This is a genomic window from Flavobacterium frigoris PS1, assembly GCF_000252125.1.
Taxonomy (GTDB): domain Bacteria; phylum Bacteroidota; class Bacteroidia; order Flavobacteriales; family Flavobacteriaceae; genus Flavobacterium; species Flavobacterium frigoris_A.
In genome coordinates, this window is sequence record NZ_AHKF01000032.1 from 71,374 (window position 1) to 94,001 (window position 22,628).

Consider the following 22,628-nt stretch of genomic DNA (forward strand, 5'->3'; position numbering starts at 1 on the left):
TTTTATCTTCCTCCTAAAAACAAGTTCACAATAATATCCGAAATTAATGATACCATACCCAAAGCAAGCAATATTGAAAGAGCAAATGTGCTAAGAGCTAATTTTTTTAATTCAGGATCTAATAGTCTGGCATCTTTGTTTTTATAAACTCTAACTAAATGAGTACTTAAAGGAATAAAAGCCAGTAAAAACAAATATTGATCCAACCTAAAACCGTTTAATAAAGCAAAAATCACAACCAAAGCCATTCCAAACGTGACTACAAAGTAGTGATATAACTTTGCTTTTTTACCTCCAATTTGCACTACTAATGTGTTCTTTCCTACTTTCTTATCTGACTCCTCATCACGCATATTATTCAAATTCAAGACACCCACACTTAAAAACCCAATAGCCATTGCCGGCAAAAAGAGCTCCAAATCTATTTGCTGAGAATATAAAAAATTCACCCCTATAGTACTGACCAAGCCAAAAAAAACAAAGACAAATACGTCACCAAAACCACGATATCCGTAAGCTTTACTGCCTATAGTATAACGTATCGCAGATGCAATTGCTAAAATACCCAAGACTAAATAAAACAGCGAGTAATAAATATTAGTGTCCGTAAAGGCAACAAAAATCAACAGCACAGCTGAAAGTAAAGTAAGCAACGACGTAATTATAATAGCACGCTTCATTGCAGCAGGAGAGATTGCACCGCTCTGAATAGCACGTTTAGGACCGACCCTATCGTCATTATCAGTTCCTTTTATCCCATCACCATAATCATTCGCAAAATTGGACAGTATCTGCAATCCAAGAGTCGTTAAAATCGCAAAACCAAATACCCTCCAGTTAAAAACTTCTGTCGGCGTTAATATATTATCCGTTGGGTTTGCCAGCGCATACATACTACCCACAATAATACCGGAAACCGATAAGGGCAATGTTCTTAATCGTGCGGCTTCTATCCAATGCTTCATTGTATTTTCTTTTTTTTATTACTACTTAATTATTATTATTTTTTCAATCCAATGACTACATCCAATTGCTGTTTGAGGTCTCCATTTCATAAAGCCATAGATTCACGTACTGTTTGATTTTAGAATAATCCCCTAATTGAAAGGAAATATTACCTCCAGCTGTATGTATCGTTATCGATCCAATATCTGCGCTTTTATGCCAAAACAACTGTGAAGTAGTTATGGCTTGAATTTTCCCTGGTTCAATAATTTTATTATCAACATCCCAAGCGCCACTTTGTTTAATAATAAAATCATCATTTACATATAGCCTATTATTCCTAAAACCAAAATAAACAATAATCCCAACGAAAACTACATATATAGGCACTACATACACATAATCCATAAACATAGGCTGGATAAATTTTGCAAAAGCAAAAAACCCAGTTAAAGGTAGTATTATTGAAAGGAATATGGAGAACACTAATTTACGAAAATTAGGCTTTAACATCATTCCTTTTTCGGGAGCCTTAAGAAATAGTAATTTCAGTATTTCAACACTTTCGCTTTCGTTACAACCAGGGATTTCAATAACCGACTTCCGATCTTCTTTTTCGCCACTTGTCGCCTGTTTTATTTTAAGCTCTAGAATATTCATTTTCTTTTGGAAAAAATTTCTAGTAACAGTGACTATCTGTACCTTTTCAGGCTTAATAATCGTGCTTTTTGTACTCAACAAGCCAAATGAAAGTAACAGCGAACCGTTTTGTCTCGCTATTTTGTAATCAAAATACCTAAAAACAACACGAACCAAATTGATAATCAATATACTACTTAAGATCAAAAAAGTGATGATAGCCACAGACTGAATGATCCGAGATTTATCTAAATAAGCGTCTATCTTTTCATCGTCGAAATCATATTGACTTATAAAGTTCTTACTGTTTTCAAAAACTGTAGCAACGAAAGCCACTATTAAACCAAGGCCTTTTACATAATTGGAAGTAACCCCTACTTTCAACAAACTTAAAAAGCTAATTGACATAAAAGGGCGGGCTTCAGCATCTACTTCATCTGACTCTACTTCTGAAGACTCAGTATAACTATCAACTTGTTCATTCTCCATTAAGCGCGCTTTCAAACCTAAAGCCAAAAAATGCGAAATCGCTTTTATACTACCTTCCTTTTTATTACTTCCAGCAGTATCCACATCTAGCTCATAAACACCTATAACCCTCTGTAGCAATGACTGATTAATGTTTACCTGTTGTATTTTATTAAGTTGAATAATGGTTTTTGTTTTATTCAAAATCCCTTCATTAATAACAAATTCATCATTTTCATCATCCAAATAAAAGGTGAAGTTCAAGTATTTTAAGTAAGCTACAATCCCAATAACAATCAAAAAAAACGCTATCCCAATATATAGATACCCCTTATTAAGTTCGTCTATTTTAAAAACATACACTAGCGCAACAGGCCACAAAGCTCTTCCCCATTGCTGCAAAGTAGTAACAAACATTAATAAGACACCAATGGAAGATTGCCGCTGTGGCTGCTTAAAATCCTCTTCCATTACAGTTTTTTTTGAATTTTACCCATCAACAACTGTTTGATATTCTCCGCCTGCTTCATTTCGATTCCAGGAATTTGAATATCGCTTGAACTACCACCAGCAGTAAAAACCTCTATCTTAGCCAGGCCAAAAAAACGCGAAACAAAACCTTCATGTAAAGCTACGTGTTGCACTCTATTGTAAGGAATTACAATCGTATTTGTTGCTATAATTCCATATCTATATAACACATCATGAGTTCTAAAAGCAAAGCCTTTTTTCTTAAAAGCTATTCTCGAAAGAAGTACAGCCGTAATTAGCAGAACAGAATAAATGACTGAAATATCGACAAGAAACACTACGAGCCCTCGGTTGAAATACAGAAGTAATCCAAGTCCAATAGCAAAAATTAAAAAAAAGAAAAAGGCGTTAAGCAAAGTCACCTTCCAATAATTTGGATGCAAAACTGAAAATTCTACTTCTTCAAATCTAGGAAGCTGTGTCGTATCAATTATTTCATTTGTAAAATTCTCCATTATTTATGGTTTAAAGTTCAATGTTTAAAAGTTTAAAGTGCTAGATATAAATTGAAACTTGAAACTATTTTTTATGGTAACCATTTTTTTTCAAAGTTTGGCTTTCTCTTTTCAAGAAATGCATTTCTTCCTTCTTTGGCTTCTTCGGTCATGTAAGCCAATCTTGTAGCTTCACCAGCAAAAACCTGTTGTCCTACCATTCCATCATCAGTCAGGTTCATGGCAAACTTCAACATTTTTATAGCCATAGGTGACTTTCCTAAAATTTCCTGTGCCCATTCATAAGCAGTATCTTCTAACTCAGCATGTGGAATAACGGCATTCACCATTCCCATGTCCATCGCGTCTTGTGCTGAGTAATTGCGTCCTAAAAAAAAGATTTCACGTGCTTTTTTCTGCCCAACCATTTTTGCTAAATATGCAGAACCATATCCTCCGTCAAAACTAGTCACATCAGCATCCGTTTGTTTAAATATCGCATGTTCTTTACTAGCCAAAGTCAAGTCGCAAACCACATGCAAACTGTGCCCGCCTCCTACTGCCCAACCCGGAACTACAGCAATAACTACCTTCGGCATGAAACGAATCAAACGCTGTACTTCAAGTATGTTTAAACGATGTTGCCCATCTTCTCCCACGTAACCTTGATGACCGCGTGCATTTTGATCGCCACCGCTACAAAAGGAATAGATACCATCTTTAGACGAAGGTCCTTCAGCGGACAGTAAAACAACACCTATCGACGTGTCTTCTTGTGCATCATAAAATGCATTATACAATTCAGCAGTAGTTTTAGGGCGAAATGCATTGCGCACATCAGGCCTGTTGAATGCTATTCTGGCTACTCCGTTGCATTTTTTATATGTAATATCTTCGTAATCTTTTACCGTAATCCAATCCATTGCAAGTGATTTTAATTATTTAGTGTAAAAATAAATCATTTTTTGCAGTTTATACTATTCTATCAAGCTAAGCTTTGGAAATCGATCTACAAACAACCGCTACAAAGTGTTAAAGTTTCAAATAAAATAAAACATTAACAGTCTCCCTGAAAAAAAATTATTAATTTTAAACAATGTTAATCAGATGATTGGAAATAAAACTCACTGATTTAGCCTTAAATTTCACTGATTTATTAACCTAAAAAAAGAATACCTTGATTAAATTTAAAAATTTCGTCTCTCTTGATTTTATGGTTTTAAATAAGAACCTAAAAAGTGAGAATAGGAGAAAACTATTTACCGAAATTGTGAAAGGACTATAGTAACACCTACGGTTAAAAGAAAGGATTTGAAAACCATATTGCTGCCTTAAGAAAAGTTGGATGGCAGCAAAACTTTGGAATAACTACCTTTATAAAATAAAAAGAAACCAAATGGTTTTTATTATAAATTAAGTCTAGCTTATAAGTAAATGTTTGCCTTAGATTACTTTTAGCTTTGTACTTCGATTATTCGAAACAAACTAAAAAGAGAAAGACTAATCATCTCGATTAGTCTTTCTTTTTTTTATTCCTTAACGAGATAGATCCCGTCTTCCTTAATCTCAATTAATTTCTCCCTGTATAAAGCTCCAATCGCCTTCTTAAAGGTTTTTTTACTCATTTTCAAAACCGTTTTAATATCTTCAGGATGTGAATTATCAGTTAATCGTAAAAAACCACGACTTGCTCTTAGTTCATCTAGAATTATATCTGCATTAGGTTCGATACTTTGATACCCCTGAATTTGAAGCGCAACATCAATTTTATTATCCGGACGAATCGTTTTAATATAACCGCGCATGCGATCTCCAGTACGAATAGCATCATCGTAGACCTCATCTTTATAAAGTAAACCTTTATGGCGCTCATTAATGATCACATTGATTCCAAGTTCCGTAATATGCGAAACAATCAAATCAACTTCCTCTCCTTTTTCAATAGTAAGCACATCATTTTTAAGGAATTGATTTGTCTTACTTGAAGCTACTAAACGGTTGGTTTTTTCATCCATATAAAGATAAACCAAGTAACGTTTCCCTTTTTCCATCGGGCGCGCTTGCTCTTTAAATGGAACCAGAATGTCTTTTTCCATTCCCCAATCCATAAAAGCTCCAATTTGATTTACATAATTCACACGTAAAAGCGAAAATTCATTTAGTAATATATAAGGTTCTAATGTCGTTGCAACTGGACGTTCTTCGTGGTCTAAATACACAAATACGATGAGCTCTTCTCCAATTTCAAATTCGTTAGGCACGTATTTGTTGGGTAAAAGTATATCATGTAGTCCTTCTGGATCCGTGTCTGGCGTTCCCAAAAACAGACCTACTTTGGTATCACGAAGTATTATAAGCGTATTGTATTTTCCTATTTCAATCATTTTATTCTATTTTCTTGGATGCAAAGGTACGAAGATTGAAAATACTAAATTAGGAAACCTTCCACAAAAAAAAATATAGTAAAACCAATGCCTATTTCCTTTTTAAGGAGGAATATTATTTGTTATTTCATCATCAGTTGCCCCGCTGTACGCAGTATCTTTTTTGGCGAACACCGCCATAAAAGGATACATGCTGCTATCGGGCCTAGATTAGAACGTTTTGTATTTCAGAATAATGGAACCTTTGAACTAGTAAATCTATAAAGAATAGACAAATCCTAAAATTTAATTTTGCTACTTTTATATTTTCCTTTTTACTTATATTTGAGGAAACTAAAAAGCACATTAATGAAATCTACTCCCATTCTTTGTTTATTCCTACTCCTATTTAATTCTTATAACAATTACGCACAAACCACAGTAGAAGATCCTGAAATCAAAAAAATGATTACAGAGATTAAATCCGAAAACCTTGAAGCCACAGTTAAAAAATTAGTCTCTTTTGGGACAAGACATACTTTAAGCGATACCAAGAGTAAAACAAGAGGTATTGGAGCTGCACAACAATGGGTAAAATCTGAATTTGATAAATACGCCCTCGAGTCTAATGGGAGGCTGACAGCAACTATAGATTATTTTACGATAAAGGCGGACGGTAGACGCATCGCGACTGATAGCCAACTAGGAAATGTTATGGCTACTTTAAAAGGAACTGACCCTGCAGATGATCGTGTACTTATCATTAGCGGTCATCTAGATTCTCGTGTTACAGATGTGATGGATACAAAGTCAGATGCGCCAGGTGCAAATGATGATGGCTCAGGAGTTGCGGCTATGATGGAACTCGCCAAAATAATGAGCAAGAGATCCTTTCCATCCACCATTATTTTTGTAGCAGTTACGGGCGAAGAACAAGGATTGTATGGTGCCAGACATTTGGCCGAATTAGCCAAAAAAGAAAACTGGAATATTCTAGCCATGCTCAACAATGATATGATAGGAAACAGCTTATCTAGTGGAACTAATCTAAGAGACAATACGAAAGTTAGAGTATTTAGCGAAGCGACTCCATATCTTGAAACGGAAGATGAAGCTAAAATGAGAAAATTAATTAATAGAGACAATGATAGTCCTTCAAGATTATTAGCTCGTTATATCAAAACCGCCACGGATATATATGTAGACCAGTTAGAAATAAATCTTGTCTATAGAAACGATCGTTTTTTACGTGGTGGAGACCACACTCCTTTTAGTCAAAATGGTTTTACCGCTGTCCGTTTTTGTGAAATGAACGAAAACCATGACCATCAACACCAAGATCTAAGAACTGAAAATAATATTAAATATGGTGATCTTCTCGAATTTATGGATTTTGAGTATTTAAGAAAAATTGCTGCATCAAACTTGGCCACATTAGCTAATTTAGCCTGGTCTCCTAAAGCGCCTACCAATGTAGGTATTGAAGTAAAAGAGCTGACTAATTTTTCTACTTTAGTTTGGAAAGCACCAGAAGGCAAAAAAGTCTATGGCTACCAAGTATTAGTGCGAGAAACTTCGGACACAAATTGGCAAAAATCAATTTTCGTAACAGACACAAAAGCAACAATTCCATATTCAAAAGATAATTTTCTATTTGCAGTGCAAGCTGTAGATGAATTGGGACACGCTAGTTTACCGCTATTCCCAATTCCTATTAGATAAAAAAAAAATAATAACTACCCACAAAAAAAGCGCCCAAAAGGCGCTTTTAATTTTATATCAATAATTTACTAATTGTAAACACTTTCTTTTTTAAAGTGAACTGCTAACAAATAATAAACTACTACTCTGTATTTATTTGCATTTGAGCGACCGTACTTTTCAATAACTGCATCAATTCCTGCATCTAAATCTGAACCGTCTTTAAGACCTAATTTTTTGATTAAAAAGTTGTTTTTCACTGTGTCCAATTCCGTTTGTTGACTTCCGGCTACAGTTGAAGAATCCTTATTATAAATTGAAGGACCACAACCAATAGTTACTTTTGTCAATAAATCCATGTTAGGATTAACTCCGCATTTCTCTCTCAAATCTGCAGCATATTTTACAATTAACTCATCTCTTGCGCTCATAAATAGTAGTTTATAGTTTACATTATTAGTCTAGTAAGATGTAAGTTATAAAAAATAAATTATTAAAAAGCTGTTTCAATTCATCAATAAGCGTACTATTAGACAAAAAACCATTAAAATCGACAAACAACCTATTTACAGCAGTTTACATCCTTTATAATTAACTATTTAAACTAATTCTTTGAAAAACTGTAGCAAAATAGTGTCATTCTTTAATGTTGGCGTAAAAACCTCCAAAATAGAAGGTTTATCATTTTGAGCATATAAGTCATTCAGACTATTTACTAAACTGCTTTCATCACTGGCGATAGTATATTCAAAGCCATACATTTTAGCCAAGTGTTCTGCTGTCAGGCAATGAGAGGTTTCAAAAAAGGTATTAAAAACAGGCGTCTCTTTATGACCCGGTAAAATTCTAAATATTCCACCTCCGCCATTATTAATCAATATAATTTTGAAGTTTTTCGGAATATAATTATTCCACAAAGCATTGCTGTCGTACAAAAATCCAATATCCCCTGTAATAAGAGTTGTTTGTTTTCCATTGGCTGCAGCCGCACCAATCGCGGTAGAGGTACTTCCATCGATTCCACTAGTCCCACGGTTACAATATACCTCAATCGAAGGATCAATATCTATCAATTGCGCATACCTGATCGCAGAACTATTACTTATTTGTAACTGACTATTTTTAGGTAAAAGAGGCATCACTTTTTCAAAAACTTTAAAATCCGAAAAAGGAATTTTATCTAAATAAAGAGCTCCTTTTTGCTTACGCAAAAGCTGAACTGCTTCTGTTTTTACAAAATAATCACTGACAACCGTTGTCGTAAGTGGCAAAAAAGCATCAAAAAACACATTAGCATCTACTTCAAAATGCTTTGACAATGTACCAAAAGTATCATATGCTCGCAAAGTGTCAATATGCCAATGGTGTTTTGGTTTGTATTTTCTCAAAAAGGCTTTGATACGCTTAGAGACAATCATTCCTCCAAAAGTCACTAAAATATCTGGACAAAAGTCTTCGAAATCTTCATTTGTAAATGGCGTAATTATGGTGTCGATGTTATTGATAAAAGAAGGGTGATGCAAGTTAGACGTCGTTTCAGTCATAACAACAACCGAATTGTCATTGGCCAATGCTTCAACAGTTTTGTCGCTGACTACATTTGGATCATTGACACCAACCAAAACCATTTTGCGAGGAGAATTATTCCAAATCGCAGCAAATTGCGCCAATTCCTCCATGGAAATTATCTGATTCTCATTTGCGGAAGCGAAAATATTCACATCCACCGAGAGCTCTGAGACTGTTTCGTATAATGGTTCTTCAAAGGGAGCATTAATATGTACGGGCCCTTTTTTATCGATAGCTGTATTTATAGCCTCATTGATTTTTTGATCATTTTCAATCGAAACAGCTGCATCTAAGTTAGCGTTGTACAAGGAATGGTTTTCGAATACATTTTCCTGTCGGATGGTTTGCCCATCACCTATATCAATCTTGCTTTGCGGACGGTCCGCCGAAATTACAATCATTGGAATCTGACTGTAAAATGCTTCTGCAAAAGCGGGATAGTAATTTAACAATGCCGAGCCAGAGGTACAAACTAATGCAACGGGCTGTTTGCTCTGCTGCGCAATTCCCAATGCAAAAAATGCTGCCGAACGCTCATCAGCAATACTGTAACATTGAAAAGCGGGATTATTTACAAAACCAATTATTAGTGGTGCATTACGCGAACCTGGCGAAATTATTATGGTAGCGATTCCTTTGGCCAAACAAATTTGAATAATGCTTTGTGCTAAAGGTATTTTGGGATAAATCATTAAAAATTAGTTTAAAATTTAAGGTTTAAAAGTTTAAAGTTTTTCGAAACCTTAATGCAAGCAAAGTTACAAACTTGCTCTTTCTTTTTGATTCATTTTGATTGATTTTTATTAATTTTGGAAACAAATAATTACTAAATGGAAATCAAGCTAAGAGCCTATCAAATCCAAGACACACAAGCAATCTTGGAAATCATCAATTATAACATTTTGAATTCAACAGCCTTGTATGATTACAACATTAGAAGTTATGAGCAGCAGCGGGCCATTCTCGAAGAAAAAATAGCGAAACAATTCCCTGTTATTGTTGCTGAATTGGATGGAACTGTTGTAGGCTTTGGAATGTATAGTGAATTTAGATTTCGTGAAGCGTATAAATTCACTGTAGAGCATTCTGTCTATGTGCATAATGATTTTCATGGAAAAGGAATTGGGAAAATTTTACTTCAGGAATTAATTCAGCTAGCAAAAAAGCAAGGATTACACACTATGATAGGCGTAATTGATGCCGAAAATCAAAGCAGCATCGATTTTCATGAAAAATTCGGGTTTAAAACAGTAGGAATAATTAAAGAGTCAGGGTTTAAATTTGACCGCTGGCTACATTCTGTTTTTATGCAATTGATATTAGAATAAAAAAACGCTAGTTAACTACTTATTTGTGATTCAAATAGAATAGTTAACTAGCGGTAAATATAGCATTGAATATACTAGGCTTTAATCCAATTAATTACAGAAGCGTCTGTAGGCAATGTTTGTGGAGCAATTACTTTTTCTAATTCTCCGTTTTCATTGACTAGGTATTTTTGAAAATTCCATTCTACATCAGAATCTTGTAATCCGTTTTTAGATTTTTGTGTCAAAAACTGATACATGGCGCACATATCACCTCCTTTTACGGAGACTTTGTCCATCATTGGAAAAGTCACACCATAATTCATTTGGCAAAAAGAAGCAATTTCTTCATTTGTCCCTGGTTCTTGCGACGCAAAATTATTGGCTGGAAATCCCACGATCACAAACCCTTGATCTTTATACTCTTTATATATAGCTTCTAAATCTTTGTATTGCGGTGTTAACCCACATTTTGAAGCGGTGTTTACAATCATTACTTTTTTGCCTTTCAAGGTTGAAAAATCAAAAGTGTTTCCGGATAAATCTTCTACTTTAAATTGGTAGATATTTTGTTTTGTCATGGCTATTTCAGTTTTATTATTCTCTGTCATTTTCTGTTGTGCCTGATTTTGGCAACTAAAAAGCAATAGTGATGTGCAAGCTACAAATAATAGTTTTTTCATAATTATTTTTTTTATAAAATTAAAAAAATTGTACTAAGTACACTTTGCATTAACTTTTAATTATTAATGAACAAAAGTTAAAAAAACAAGAGCCTAACGTTGATCAAAAAACGCTAGGCTCAAAAAACAAACAAATTCACTATATTGTTAAAATGTGTAGGTGATTTTTCCTTTCATATATAAAGGAGTTCCAGGCGTAAAATGTATTTCCTCTACACTATTACTTTCGTTTTGCAATCTTGATTCGGTTGCAAACTGTGTTTCATTCCATTCAGTATTTAACAAATTCTCAATTGATACTCCAAAAGTGACCTTGTTATACGTATAATTGACATTAAAATCAGCAATAGCGTATCCTTTGGCAACTATAGAATTATCCTCATTAGCAGGACGACTTTTCAAATAACGATAACGTAGTCCTCCTGATAAGCCATTCCATTTTTGAAAACTTAATCCTCCAGTTGACGTAAAATCTGGTGCTAATGGAATATAATTTTGACCATTAGGTTCATCAATACTTCTAGCATAAGTATAATTAGCGTCAGCATCAAAATACAAATAATCATTCAACTGATAACGCAAGCCCAAATCGATCCCCATTCGCTTCGATTTTCCGCTGGGTTCTATAATTCCTGCATCACCTACATAAACAAATTCTTGTTCTAGATACAAATACCATAACGCTGAGTTTACGATCAGTTTTGGAAATGGCTTCCAAATAGTCCCTATGTCGGTTCCAATAGATGCTGGCAAAATCTGTTTTCCATTATTTTGTATTACTACCCTAGCATCATTAGAATGAAAACCAATTCCCGATTTTACAAAAAATTGCAAATCGTTATTTTGTGAATAAATGAAATTTAACTTTGGAGAAACTTTTACTTCACTTTCTGATTGTGTTTTGTATACTGGAGCTAATTTATCTTGGTAATTGAATTTAAAATAATCTAATCGAACTGCTGGATTGATAAGCAATTTTCCTAATTTAATTTCTGAATTTAAATACGAAAAACCATTCGCTTCGTCGATATCTCCCAATTTAATTTTTTCTAATGTAGTACTTCTATTTAATGTATGTGAGAGCTCAGAATCTGTTGTTGCATCAGCACGAAAACCAACACCCAATTGAAATAATACATCCCAATCATTATTTTTTATTTTCTTGTTTAACTCCGCATTCATTCCGTATATATCTCTACTTTCTTTTTGTTTAATTTGATCTCCATTAATAGGGTCTTCAAGGAAAAAAGTAAAGTTAGAATACAATTCAAATTCATACTTAGAGTAGAAAGCATTCGCCTTCAAAAAGGTATTTTCATCAATGGGTTTACTTAAAGTAGCATTTATATTAGTTCTCGCAGTATTTCCTCCTTCGGTATCATCTACAGAACCAAATCTCGAAATAGTACCATCATCAACCAAACGTTGTGGTATTTGACCTGAAGCATCCCACTTGCTGGAAAAACGAGAGGCAGAAATTGAAAACTTACTGTTATCATTTAAAATTGCTGAATATTTTCCTAGCAGGTTGACCCTATTGAAATTTTGAGACGAGTCAAATGGACCATCTGTCAGAATATACTCTGTAGCTATATAGGCGCTTTGTTTTTTTTGTTTTCCCAATAGGTCAAATAAACCTACTGTTCTTAGGGTATTAAATTGGCCAGCTTCAACACTGATGCTACTTTTATTTAATTTTTCAATAGTTTGGAAGGCAACGTATCCTGCGGTTGCAAAATCCCCTTTGTCCGCATAATACGCGCCTTTTCCAAAATCTATTTTTTCTACGGTCTCAGGAATTACAAAGTGCAAATCGGCATAGCCTTGTCCATGTGCATGTGAAACCATATTGACTGGCATTCCATCTACTGAAATGGCAATATCTGTACCATGATCAATATCAAAACCTCTCAAGAATATCTGCTCTGCCTTACCTCCACCAGCATGTTGGCCAATGAATAATCCAGGTACCTTTCTAAGGATTTCTTGTGAGGAATTCACTGGAGTGGTTTGCAAATCAATTTTTGAAATTACATTCATAGCAGATAATTTTTGCTGAATGACAATTTCATTCAATCTAAAAATATCATCTTCTAATACAACAGTACTTACTGAATCATTAATAGTGAAATTTGACTTTTTATAACCCAAAGCGGTTACTTTTATACCATCTCCTATATTTGTTTTATCAATACTAAACATCCCTAATTCATTCGTATGCGCATGACTTTCTGAATTTGTATTTACTAAATAGGCGTTCTCGATTGCATTGCCAAATTCGTCTACAACCGTTCCTTTATGAACTTGACTATGCGATACTAGTCCAATTACGGATAGTACGAAAGTTAAAAAATATCTCATCTGTCATTTATAATTGATTTACCTTTTTCTCGAAGTTTGGTCCTAACTCATAAATGCTAGATAGCAACTCCTCTTTAATAGGTGCTACTTTTTGAGTCTCATTATTCGCTTTGTAGATCATCGCTAAATGGTATTGAACTTTGGGTTCGAAAGACTTCCCTATAACATGTGCTTTTGCAATCTCTAATGCTTTTTGATTTTGTCCAACATTTAAATACGACCAGGCTAATAAATCGTACGAATCTGGTGTAGGTCTATGATCTACTTCGATTTTTGCAATTTCAACTGCTTTTGCAGCATTTGCTTTTTCATCAGCATAAATTAAGGTGTTGTATTTATTGTACATTGCACCATAATTATTGGCATTTAACATACTGAAATAGGCTTTTTCATTGGCCACAGCCTCTTTTTCATTACCTTCAAATTGAGCGATTTGCGATTTTAATAAAAAGAAATCTGGAGTATTATGAGTAACTTCAATAGCTTCCACAATTCTTTTTGCTTCGGTTGTATTTCTCTCATGAGAAAAAACAATCCAAGCAATTCCTTTTAACGCGTAGGAATAATTGGGATCTATTGCTAATGTTTTTAAGTAACTATCATATGATTCTTGTATCATTCCAGCGTGACCATAAAAATCACCTAGATTAGAATAAGACCATATTTTTAGTATTTTATTATCTTCTTTTTCGGCAATGTCTCTCGCCTTTTCCATGAAAGTGATAGCTGTTTCTAAATCACCTTTGTGGTCGTTCCATTTTGCCAAACGGATCAAGTAATCATAATCCTTCATATCTTTAATAGCATTCAAATTTGCTTCGGCTTCAGGGAAATTCCCTAATTCCATCTGAACATCAAAAAGTAATTTTTGAGTTTCTTTGCGTCCTTCACCTATAGCAAGAGCTTTATTAGCTAAAACTAACGCCTCTTTAAATCGATGTTGTGCAATATAATTACGTCCCAAAGAACGAATCGTTGAAACTCTAGAGTAATTACTAGCTTCATTTGACTGCGTCAATAGCTCTTCGGTTTTATATAAATTCTTTATATTTCCTGTGTATTCAAAAAGAGTTGCATATTTTGAAGCAATTACACCCAAATAAGTCTTTTGGTTTGGGGCGGCATCATATTTAGACTGCCAGAATTCAATTTCTTTGTTTGCAAAATCCATCGATTCATTTCCTGCTACATGCAAGTATTTATCGTAATCGGATGTTTTTGTAATTTGATTTGGTTTATTTTCGCAAGCGAAAATAAAAAGGATTGTAAAAACCAAAACAGGGATTAATTTATACGGTTTCATAATCTATATTTTTTGTTTGTTGTTTGTTAAAAAAGAAAAAAAAAACAGAGTACTTTAGTAATGATGTACTCTGCTTTTTTTTGTTATCTCCTACCAGGCAGCCGCCAAATAAGGGAATGAAGTTGTAAAAGCCTTGTCATTTGCATCAACGTGATCTGAAGTAAGTCCAGGGTTAGCCGCACCATTTGTACCTCCAAAGATTAATAGTAATTCCACGTCAATAACGTCATCAGCCAAAGCTCTACCTGTTAGAACATTTGTTCCGTCGAAGAAAGTAGTTTTACCTGAAGTTTTCACATTCAATACATCCGTTGCTAACAATCCTGTAAATTGAGCAGCAGTTTGTCCTAATGCATTCGTTGTAAATGCAGGATTTAAAGCCAATAGTCTAGATTGAAAAATAGATTGGTATTTTGCTCCCATTGCAGAAGGAATAGCCGCATTAAAATCGTCTTTAGGTTGTCCTGAGGCAATAAAAACTGTGTTTATTGCTGGTCTTGCCATTTGATCTTGTTGCATATATGTTCCAGAGAAGTCTGCACTTACCATAGAATCATTATTGTTGTCGTCGTCGTTACAGCTTACTGTAGCTACTGCACATACAAGTGCTAGAGTTATGATTTTGAATTTATTTGTCTTCATAATTTTGAATTTTTTAGAATAAAATTTATTATTGTTTTTTCTTAGTTTCTGCCCATACGTTCAAAGAACTTGCTGTACCTAACATTGCTTTTGGAACCTCAACTACTACTGAAAGTACATTTGATCCAGCAAAAGTATCTGTACCCGGATTGTTAAACCCTGTAGCAGTTCCCCCTAAGATTGCTTGAAATTGACCTAAGTCAAAGAAGAAAGGATCATCTCTTGGTCCTGCAAAGAATTTCATTCCGTTTTCTGTTGACGTTACAGGAGTAGCTCCGTATTTAGAAATAGCTACACTTCCAGATGCTGCGCTTGTTTTAATTGTACTAGATGTTCCAGTTGCTGAAGGAGCGTATGGTCCAAAGAAATACATTTTATCTCCCTTTTTGATTGCTTGTATTACAAGGTCTTCTACATTATCACCAGTATTGTCGATGTTAATTTCAATCATCACATTTTCATTGAATGCTGCAGCACCCGTTGCATTAGGACTAAGCAATCCTTGAGTATTAACTGCAAATACTAAATTAGCCGTCTCTTGTCCCTGAAATGTGTACATATCAGTAATGTCTGCTGCATTACCTGTTACCGATGGAGCATCTACGTGATCCGCTGCTACTAAGATTAAGCCTGAAATCGCAATTAGCGATAGACCCAACATCATTTTTGTCTTTTTCATTTTTTTATTATTTAAAAGGTTATACAAGCATTTACGCGATTAGATTCCTTTTGGTTTTAAAAAAATTAAAAAAAAGTTAAAATAAATCATAAAGCACTTAAAAACAACGTTTTATATAATTAATAAAAATATAATTATTTTAAAACACTTCCATTTAAGAACTCCCGTAGAATAAATAAAGTCAATTGTAAATAAGTTTTTATAGATTTGTGACTGAAAACTTAACCATATGACCCAAGACGAGTTATTAGTATTAATTTACAAGAAAGACGAAAGAGCATTTACACACCTATATGATATGTATTCAAAAAGTCTCTTTTCGGTGATTAACGTCCTAGTAAGAAATAGAGAAGAAGCTGAAGATGTACTTCAAGAGGTATTTGTAAAAATATGGAAGAACATTGATTCTTACCATGAAAGTAAAGGCCGCTTCTACACATGGATATTAAATATTGCTCGCAATACCTCTATCGATAAGCTACGTTCAAAAAATTTTAACAACAGCCAAAAAAACCTTTCCTCAGATAATTTCGTACATCTATTAGACGACAGTAACAAACTAGTCAACAAAGTGGATACAATAGGGATTCAAGAATTTGTCAAAAGATTGAAACCAAAATGTATCCAAATAATAGATTTATTGTTTTTTAAAGGCTACACCCAACAAGAAGCTTCAGACGAGTTGGAAATTCCTTTAGGAACCGTAAAAACGCATAATAGAAATTGTATTAATGATTTACGAAATTATTTGAAAGTATAATGGAAAACAAAGAATATATAGAATCAGGTATATTAGAACTCTACGTTTATGGTTTACTAAGTGAACCTGAGAGCGAGGAAGTTGCTACTCTGGCAAAAAATAATCCTGGTATAAATGTCGAAATAATTGCCATCGAAAAAGCAATCGTGTCTTTATCCTCTAGTTTTGCTCCTTTTCACTCGGTGGAAAATTATGAGAAGATTAAAGCCAAACTAGAACTTAATCCCACCAAGGTAATAGAAATGGCACCAAAAAGAAATGGGGCACAATACATTGGATGGGCAGCTGCCATTCTTTTGATGATTGGTATTGGCTACCAATACAATCAATTAGAACAAACCAATAATCAGGTTGTAAGTACTGAAATTGAAAAAGTAAAAATGGAACAAGAGATGAACCAACTTCAGCTGAAAAATAAAGCAGCTGAAATTAGTTTAGCCGTTGTGAGAGACACGTCAAATACTGTCGTGGCCCTTGGTGGACAAGCTGTTGCTCCAGAATCATCTGCCAAAGTATATTGGAATAAAGAAACACAAGTCGTTTATATTGATGCGGCCGGATTACCAGAGCCTCCAAAAGGAATGGTTTATCAAGTTTGGGCATTAAAATTGAACCCTTTGACCCCTACCAGTATCGGATTATTGGATGACTTTGATAAAAATGACCAACGAATGTTTGCTGGGAACAGTACAGGAGATGCAGAAGCCTTTGGAATTACATTAGAACCTGCTGGTGGAAGCTTAACACCAACTATGGAGCAACTGTATGCCTTAGGAAAGGTATAGGTCTTTATATTTAAAGTATAAATTTTCAAACACAATTGATATCAAAAACAGACTTTCATCAGAGAGTCTGTTTTTTTTATTATCCATACCTTTTAATAGATAAAGTAAAAAGGATAAAAGGACTTTAAATAACATATCTGTTAAATGGAAACCATAACAGTTTAAAGTGTATTATATTTGCATTTTTAAATAATACATGGACTACACCTTACTCTCTTCTCCCCTACAAGGATTTACTGATTTTCGATTTAGAAATGCACAAAACAAGATCTTTGGAGGTATTGACACTTATTATGCGCCTTATATCCGTTTGAATGGAAAAATGGTCATTAAATCCTCTTATCAGCGTGACTTATTACCGGAAAACAATTCAGAACTAGAAGTGATTCCGCAAATTATAACAAATGATGCCGATGAGTTTTTGTTTGTTTCTAAATATGTACGAGAACTTGGATATAAGGAATTAAACTGGAACTTAGGTTGTCCTTACCCTATGGTGACCAAATGTGGGATGGGTTCAGGGCTCATCAGCAACACTGAAAAGATAAACCAGATTCTACATAAAGTACATAACGAATCAGATATTATCGTGTCCATGAAAATGCGTTTGGGATACGATACTACTGAGGAAATTTTGGATGTTTTTCCTATCTTAGAAAAGTATCCAATAAAGAATGTTGCCATACATGCTCGCATTGGAAAACAGTTGTACAAAGGAGGTGTTCACTTAGATGCCTTTCAGGCTTGTGTTGACAACACCAAATTGAAATTGTATTACAATGGCGATATTACTACTGTCGTTAAATTTAAAGAAATGCAAGCGCGATTCCCTACGATTGACCATTGGATGATAGGAAGAGGTTTAATTGCTGACCCTTTTTTGCCTAGTATGATTAAAAACGATACTACTGAATATCCCTCAAATAAAATGGAATTATTCAGTGAATTTCATGATACCTTATACGAAGGTTACAGTGAGTCTTTATCTGGGTCCACTCACATTCTATTAAAAATGCACCATCTATGGGAGTACTTTTCAGTTATTTTTTCTAATCCACACAAGGTGCATAAAAAGATAAAAAAAGCACAGAGCATTCGGAATTATGAAGCGGCTGTGAAAGAGGTTATAAAAGCGGGATAATCTAAAAGTTAGTTTTAAATAAAAAAAAGCTTCAACCGTAAAGTTGAAGCTTTTTTTTATTTATCGAACCCAATACCAAATAATACCTGGATCGGAATTAGCACAACATCCCATCCAAGGCGCAGGGTTGAAGCCACAACTTGAAACTAAAGTTCCCCACCAATTTCCATTTGCATCGTTACTTGTTGTAATTTTCCCACAAGAACCTGGGGAATACCAAGGCATTATTTGTTCAATTCCATCGTTACTATATGACCATGAATCAAATTTTGTATTTAATGTAATATCTGTTTGAGTATTATTCGTATTTACAAAACTGTAAGCTTTATTGGCAGTCCAAATCCCACCCCAATGTCCTCGAGTTGAAGCATCGATCATATATTGAAAACCACTACTACTCTTTTTAAGGTAATCAGCATAAGCAATTATAGAATATTGCCCGTTTATAGTTGGAGCTGTTTCATTTCTTAAAATAGCATTACTTCCATCCCAACCTGAATTATTGTTATTACATAATAGTAAAGTCCATCCTCCTCCATCAATAGTCATATCGGCATAAATTTGAAAAGGAGTTCCTCCATTTATACTGGCATTTGTAATCCAATACAATCCATCAGTAGCAGTTGGAAAATCCGTTTTTATTTGCAACGCACTTACTCCTGCTGATGCTGCGGATAAGCCATCATTAGACTTAGTTGCTATAGTTTGTCCAAATATTGTTAATGAATTACTTGAAGTTAATGCTCCATTTTTATTAATATAATTAAGATCAGAAGTAGAAACTTGTCCGTTTTTAGTTAAAGCTGAAACCGAATTCACCGTTAAAGTAGCACTAATTACATCTCCATAATGAATTCCATCAGTAGCTTGAGTAGCTGTAATAGTAGTAGTGCCAATTCCTTGTATTGTTATAGTGGTACCATTAGTTGTTGCCACGGAATTATTACTACTACTATAAATAATTGCTCCTGTACTAACGCTACTTGGTGGTGAAACTATATAAGAACCATCAAAATAGGTTTTTATTTGTGGATTAAAATTATTTAAATTGGGGTTTTTCAGTAACGTTACGGTAACATTATTGGATACAGAACATCCTTCATTTGCTGAAAATCCAGTAAGTTGATAAGTTGTTGTTTCCGTTGGACTCACTGTTAGTGTTTCACCAAGAACTAATGGTTGTCCATAAATACCGTAATAAGAGGCTGAACTTTTTTCAATAGCTTCTCTTTTTAAATTAGATAAAACGGTGTCAAAAGCAAAAATATCAGCTACATCGGAATCTGAAGGTTCACTTTCATTAATTCTTAAACCATTTGGTCCATTAGTTCCACCAGTGGTATTAACGGTTTTAGAAATACCATTTTCAAAAATTGTTGAAATACTCCCAGTTCCTGTTGCGGAATAAACATACGAATTATTATCTGTAGGAATTCCACCTGGTTGAGAAACCCAACCATCATAATGAGCTTGGGATTTATTTCCATTCCACCAACCAAGCAACCAGTTATTATTAGCGTTTAAAACTCTTCCTCTAGTAGGACCTGTTTGTTTAGCCGTATAAACAACGGTATATGGAGGCGCAAAATTTACTGTATTTTTAATATTTTGACTAGTATTAAATCTTAAAATAGGCTTGTTGTTTAGTCCGGTTTTAACATACAATGGTTGCGCACTTACATTTGAAGGAACCATATCATTTCCATTCCCTGATTGATCATATAGTCTAACACAATAAGCCGATGAACCTGCTAACCAGCTGCTAATTGCAGCTATATCTAAATCAGTTCCTACAAATCCAAAATCAGCCTCAATATTATCGCTAGCTCGTCTCAAACGAACTAATGAACCAACATAATCCGACCTTAATAAGCGCAAACCAACAGCCAGTCTACAACTTGCAACTTCGTCCAAGGGCGTAATCAAACCATCACCCCAAGAATAAGTACTAGCACCTGAAGCTGTTAAAGTTATTGATGAACCTATATTTATTGTGGGACTACTAGGAGATATCGTTATTCCCTTTAAATTTTCTACAGTTATTACACCAGATACATTACTAGTAACATCTGGCCCATTGGAGCCTGAAACAACAACATAATAATAAGTGGTTCCAGTGGCTGTAGTAGGTGGTATAAAACTACTACTAGTAGCACCACTAATTAAAGTACCGCCACTCGTACTAGAGCTGTAATTACTGTACCATTGATAACTTAAATTTAATCCCGAAGCTTGGACAGTTAACGGAGTCGCTATTTTCCCTATACAGGTGTAATAATCGGATGTTGAAATATTTGTTACTATTGCTATAGTACAAGAATTCATTGTAATTCCGTAATAACTTCCTTGATTACATTCTATTGACAGTCGAACATTGGACGGATTTAAATACGAAAATGCTATAGCTTCACTTTCTAAAATAGAACCTCCACCTCCACCTCCATCATAATTTCCAATAAATATTTGATTTATAGTACTAATTTGTGGACTTATGGATAAAATCATTGCTTGATCAACTGGGGATAGGGATTCTGAATTAGTTTTATAAATACCATCTTTCCATATCGAAATTGGGTAAACAGTAGAATGGAATGTAGTTCCTCCATTTTCCAATATTCCTCCTATTCGTGGAGAACCTCCTAAAATAGTATGATAGTTAGGCCAATTTGTACTTTCGGATCTTATTACAGTAGAAATACTAGCCAAGCTTAGTGTTCCAGAATAAACAAGTCCTTTATTGCCTGAAAAATCGATAGCAACCCTTTCTCCTATATATTTAAAAAGCCCACTAAATAAAATCCGAGGCTGATAATTGTAGTCTGTTTTAATCATATCTCGGTTATTCCCACTTTGGTCATACCAAATAGTCACAAAACCATTATTTGAACCTACAAATGCTAGTAAAGCACTAGTATCTAAATCCCCTCCACTAGTAAATCCAATATCTTGGGTTGCATTGTCATTACTTCTTCGTACTTGAATAGCAAAACCAACGTAGGAGCTGCTTAATTTCCTCAAACTATAGGCTACTGACGCGGGCGTACTGCTCGTGAGGCCCAAATTATCAAGTGTATTTTGAGAAAACCCTTGAAAAGTGGCAAAAATCAAAAAAAAGAAAATTATTTTTTTATAAAACTTCATCTTAGGCCTTTTTTGTAGCTGATAATTAATAAAAGTAATCAAACTGAATTCTATCACTTATTGATAATGAATAGGAACCATTATTAGCAGGAATATAAGTCAACGTTGGACCAGTAACAGAATAAGCGGTATTACTTATTCGGATACCATTTACATACATTTTAACTTTACTATTAACAGAAGGTATTTGTGCTAAAATAAAAGCTGTCTGGCTTGCTATAGCTGAAAATTCATCAGCAACTTCACGAACAGGTGTTGCTCCCACAGAAACACTTCCATCAGCCATTAAATATTGAATAGCAGTTCCTCCTGATTTGATATAAGAAGCTGCTGTTATGGCACCACTTGTATTGACATTAGTAACATTTGTATCACCCAATTGAATGGTGTTGCTGGTTATTACAATAGCATTAGCTCCTATTGCAGTTGAATTGCTTATACCGTCAACTGAAGTATTAGATTGATAGCCTATTAACGTATTATTATCACCATCCATAATGTTTGTACCAGAATTAGATCCTATAGCCACATTTCGATTTCCCCAGTCATTATTGACACTTCCTCCACTATTATATAATGCTCGATATCCTATTGCGATATTATCTCCTCCTCTTAAGTCTTTATAAAGTGCCCCATTACCAATTGCAATATCATTTGTACCATATTGGTAGGTTTTTAATGCATCAACACCCATGGATATCCCTGAATAATTTTCTCCTCCTGGCGCAAATCCAATATTCATAGTAGCTGTATTACTATAACTTTGAGCAAATAATTTTATATTACGACTAAAAGTTTTTGTTCCTCCAACAGATTGGTCTGTATTTAAATCTACAAAATTTCCGGTTGTAGCAGTGTTTACCGCGCTTGACACAAAAGCAGTTGTAGCAATAGCACTAGAGTTATTTCCACTCGTTTGAGTTATCGCAACAGTTCCAGTCGGCAATGTTGGCGTTCCTGTAAAAGTAGGTGAGGCAATATTCGCTTTTAATAAATCAGCAGCGTTGCGATTCGAAGTTTCTGTTGCGATTGCAGTTGAATTTAATAATTCTGCTGCTCTGGCTGTTGTTGCTTCTGTTACCAAATTAGTTGCTAAAGTTCCATCCGCAGTAGTACGAGAATTTGTTTCTGTTGTGATTGCAGTTGCATTTAATAATTCTGCTGCTCTAGCTGTTG

Annotated in this window: 19 protein-coding genes; 5 read left to right on the forward strand and 14 right to left on the reverse strand. The window is 34.4% G+C overall.

Annotation, left to right across the window (positions count from 1 at the left end):
* Positions 1 to 2: 2 nt before the first annotated feature.
* The 5 genes from menA to HJ01_RS16625 all read right to left on the reverse strand — a co-directional run bounded on the left by menA (position 3) and on the right by HJ01_RS16625 (position 5,401).
* Positions 3 to 965: a 1,4-dihydroxy-2-naphthoate octaprenyltransferase gene (menA, locus tag HJ01_RS16605; RefSeq protein ID WP_007139672.1), complete on the reverse strand. Its 963-nt coding sequence runs from the start codon at positions 963 to 965 to the stop codon at positions 3 to 5.
* Between the two features lie 55 nt (positions 966 to 1,020).
* Entirely contained in the window at positions 1,021 to 2,523 is a 1,503-nt protein-coding gene (locus HJ01_RS16610; protein WP_007139673.1) for a PH domain-containing protein, read from the reverse strand.
* On the reverse strand, positions 2,523 to 3,038 hold the full coding sequence (locus tag HJ01_RS16615) for a PH domain-containing protein (RefSeq protein WP_007139674.1): 516 nt from the start codon (positions 3,036 to 3,038) through the stop codon (positions 2,523 to 2,525). Before HJ01_RS16615 ends, HJ01_RS16610 begins: the two co-directional genes overlap by 1 nt.
* A 71-nt stretch (positions 3,039 to 3,109) precedes the next feature.
* Entirely contained in the window at positions 3,110 to 3,940 is an 831-nt protein-coding gene (locus HJ01_RS16620; protein ID WP_007139675.1) for a 1,4-dihydroxy-2-naphthoyl-CoA synthase, read from the reverse strand.
* A gap of 606 nt (positions 3,941 to 4,546) precedes the next feature.
* The gene (locus tag HJ01_RS16625; protein WP_007139676.1) at positions 4,547 to 5,401 is read right to left on the reverse strand and encodes a S1 RNA-binding domain-containing protein; all 855 of its coding nucleotides are present in this window, start codon (positions 5,399 to 5,401) and stop codon (positions 4,547 to 4,549) included.
* Between the two features lie 348 nt (positions 5,402 to 5,749).
* Here HJ01_RS16625 and HJ01_RS16630 point away from each other — a divergent pair, with 348 nt between their 5' ends.
* Positions 5,750 to 7,102 (forward strand): M28 family metallopeptidase, encoded by a 1,353-nt coding sequence (locus HJ01_RS16630; RefSeq protein ID WP_007139677.1) that lies wholly within the window; start codon positions 5,750 to 5,752, stop codon positions 7,100 to 7,102.
* Positions 7,103 to 7,170: 68 nt separating this feature from the next.
* Here HJ01_RS16630 and HJ01_RS16635 read toward each other — a convergent pair whose 3' ends face one another.
* Both HJ01_RS16635 and menD read right to left on the reverse strand, forming a co-directional pair.
* Entirely contained in the window at positions 7,171 to 7,512 is a 342-nt protein-coding gene (locus HJ01_RS16635; RefSeq protein ID WP_007139678.1) for a DUF2853 family protein, read from the reverse strand.
* 168 nt (positions 7,513 to 7,680) lie between these two features.
* A complete protein-coding gene (gene menD / locus HJ01_RS16640) occupies positions 7,681 to 9,342 on the reverse strand; it encodes a 2-succinyl-5-enolpyruvyl-6-hydroxy-3-cyclohexene-1-carboxylic-acid synthase (RefSeq protein WP_007139679.1) in 1,662 nt (553 codons plus the stop codon).
* Positions 9,343 to 9,480: 138 nt separating this feature from the next.
* Between menD and HJ01_RS16645 the strand changes: the two genes are divergently transcribed.
* On the forward strand, positions 9,481 to 9,978 hold the full coding sequence (locus HJ01_RS16645; protein WP_007139680.1) for a GNAT family N-acetyltransferase: 498 nt from the start codon (positions 9,481 to 9,483) through the stop codon (positions 9,976 to 9,978).
* Between the two features lie 74 nt (positions 9,979 to 10,052).
* Here the strand turns inward: HJ01_RS16645 and HJ01_RS16650 are convergent, their stop codons facing one another.
* The 5 genes from HJ01_RS16650 to HJ01_RS18010 all read right to left on the reverse strand — a co-directional run bounded on the left by HJ01_RS16650 (position 10,053) and on the right by HJ01_RS18010 (position 15,625).
* Positions 10,053 to 10,640: a glutathione peroxidase gene (locus HJ01_RS16650; RefSeq protein ID WP_007139681.1), complete on the reverse strand. Its 588-nt coding sequence runs from the start codon at positions 10,638 to 10,640 to the stop codon at positions 10,053 to 10,055.
* Between the two features lie 147 nt (positions 10,641 to 10,787).
* The gene (locus tag HJ01_RS16655) at positions 10,788 to 13,001 is read right to left on the reverse strand and encodes a TonB-dependent receptor (RefSeq protein ID WP_007139682.1); all 2,214 of its coding nucleotides are present in this window, start codon (positions 12,999 to 13,001) and stop codon (positions 10,788 to 10,790) included.
* Positions 13,002 to 13,008: 7 nt separating this feature from the next.
* Complete coding sequence (locus tag HJ01_RS16660; RefSeq protein ID WP_007139683.1) at positions 13,009 to 14,304, reverse strand: tetratricopeptide repeat protein; 1,296 nt, start codon at positions 14,302 to 14,304, stop codon at positions 13,009 to 13,011.
* A 90-nt stretch (positions 14,305 to 14,394) separates the two neighbouring features.
* Entirely contained in the window at positions 14,395 to 14,946 is a 552-nt protein-coding gene (locus tag HJ01_RS18005; protein ID WP_007139684.1) for a DUF4331 family protein, read from the reverse strand.
* A 28-nt stretch (positions 14,947 to 14,974) separates the two neighbouring features.
* Complete coding sequence (locus HJ01_RS18010) at positions 14,975 to 15,625, reverse strand: DUF4331 family protein (RefSeq protein WP_007139685.1); 651 nt, start codon at positions 15,623 to 15,625, stop codon at positions 14,975 to 14,977.
* 229 nt (positions 15,626 to 15,854) lie between these two features.
* Between HJ01_RS18010 and HJ01_RS16675 the strand changes: the two genes are divergently transcribed.
* From HJ01_RS16675 to HJ01_RS16685, 3 genes are all read left to right on the forward strand, one after another.
* Positions 15,855 to 16,385, forward strand: a complete 531-nt coding sequence (locus HJ01_RS16675; RefSeq protein WP_007139686.1) for an RNA polymerase sigma factor — start codon at positions 15,855 to 15,857, stop codon at positions 16,383 to 16,385.
* Complete coding sequence (locus tag HJ01_RS16680; protein WP_007139687.1) at positions 16,385 to 17,170, forward strand: anti-sigma factor domain-containing protein; 786 nt, start codon at positions 16,385 to 16,387, stop codon at positions 17,168 to 17,170. Before HJ01_RS16675 ends, HJ01_RS16680 begins: the two co-directional genes overlap by 1 nt.
* A 196-nt stretch (positions 17,171 to 17,366) precedes the next feature.
* Positions 17,367 to 18,311, forward strand: coding sequence for a tRNA dihydrouridine synthase (locus HJ01_RS16685; protein ID WP_007139688.1), 945 nt, complete (start codon positions 17,367 to 17,369; stop codon positions 18,309 to 18,311).
* A 60-nt stretch (positions 18,312 to 18,371) separates the two neighbouring features.
* On the opposite strand, the gene HJ01_RS17240 is transcribed toward HJ01_RS16685, so the two are convergent.
* Both HJ01_RS17240 and HJ01_RS17700 read right to left on the reverse strand, forming a co-directional pair.
* Complete coding sequence (locus HJ01_RS17240) at positions 18,372 to 21,452, reverse strand: fibrinogen-like YCDxxxxGGGW domain-containing protein (RefSeq protein WP_007139689.1); 3,081 nt, start codon at positions 21,450 to 21,452, stop codon at positions 18,372 to 18,374.
* Positions 21,453 to 21,477: 25 nt separating this feature from the next.
* Positions 21,478 to 22,628 (reverse strand): hypothetical protein (locus HJ01_RS17700; protein ID WP_040474092.1); only part of this gene is annotated, 1,151 nt, incomplete at its 5' end.

What these genes read in the sequence shown, in the direction of transcription:
- menA (WP_007139672.1), bottom strand. Translation starts at nt 965, where the DNA reads ATGAAGCATTGGATAGAAGCCGCACGATTAAGAACATTGCCCTTATCG.
- HJ01_RS16610 (WP_007139673.1), bottom strand. Translation starts at nt 2,523, where the DNA reads ATGGAAGAGGATTTTAAGCAGCCACAGCGGCAATCTTCCATTGGTGTC.
- HJ01_RS16615 (WP_007139674.1), bottom strand. Translation starts at nt 3,038, where the DNA reads ATGGAGAATTTTACAAATGAAATAATTGATACGACACAGCTTCCTAGA.
- HJ01_RS16620 (WP_007139675.1), bottom strand. Translation starts at nt 3,940, where the DNA reads ATGGATTGGATTACGGTAAAAGATTACGAAGATATTACATATAAAAAA.
- HJ01_RS16625 (WP_007139676.1), bottom strand. Translation starts at nt 5,401, where the DNA reads ATGATTGAAATAGGAAAATACAATACGCTTATAATACTTCGTGATACC.
- HJ01_RS16630 (WP_007139677.1), top strand. Translation starts at nt 5,750, where the DNA reads ATGAAATCTACTCCCATTCTTTGTTTATTCCTACTCCTATTTAATTCT.
- HJ01_RS16635 (WP_007139678.1), bottom strand. Translation starts at nt 7,512, where the DNA reads ATGAGCGCAAGAGATGAGTTAATTGTAAAATATGCTGCAGATTTGAGA.
- menD (WP_007139679.1), bottom strand. Translation starts at nt 9,342, where the DNA reads ATGATTTATCCCAAAATACCTTTAGCACAAAGCATTATTCAAATTTGT.
- HJ01_RS16645 (WP_007139680.1), top strand. Translation starts at nt 9,481, where the DNA reads ATGGAAATCAAGCTAAGAGCCTATCAAATCCAAGACACACAAGCAATC.
- HJ01_RS16650 (WP_007139681.1), bottom strand. Translation starts at nt 10,640, where the DNA reads ATGAAAAAACTATTATTTGTAGCTTGCACATCACTATTGCTTTTTAGT.
- HJ01_RS16655 (WP_007139682.1), bottom strand. Translation starts at nt 13,001, where the DNA reads ATGAGATATTTTTTAACTTTCGTACTATCCGTAATTGGACTAGTATCG.
- HJ01_RS16660 (WP_007139683.1), bottom strand. Translation starts at nt 14,304, where the DNA reads ATGAAACCGTATAAATTAATCCCTGTTTTGGTTTTTACAATCCTTTTT.
- HJ01_RS18005 (WP_007139684.1), bottom strand. Translation starts at nt 14,946, where the DNA reads ATGAAGACAAATAAATTCAAAATCATAACTCTAGCACTTGTATGTGCA.
- HJ01_RS18010 (WP_007139685.1), bottom strand. Translation starts at nt 15,625, where the DNA reads ATGAAAAAGACAAAAATGATGTTGGGTCTATCGCTAATTGCGATTTCA.
- HJ01_RS16675 (WP_007139686.1), top strand. Translation starts at nt 15,855, where the DNA reads ATGACCCAAGACGAGTTATTAGTATTAATTTACAAGAAAGACGAAAGA.
- HJ01_RS16680 (WP_007139687.1), top strand. Translation starts at nt 16,385, where the DNA reads ATGGAAAACAAAGAATATATAGAATCAGGTATATTAGAACTCTACGTT.
- HJ01_RS16685 (WP_007139688.1), top strand. Translation starts at nt 17,367, where the DNA reads ATGGACTACACCTTACTCTCTTCTCCCCTACAAGGATTTACTGATTTT.
- HJ01_RS17240 (WP_007139689.1), bottom strand. Translation starts at nt 21,452, where the DNA reads ATGAAGTTTTATAAAAAAATAATTTTCTTTTTTTTGATTTTTGCCACT.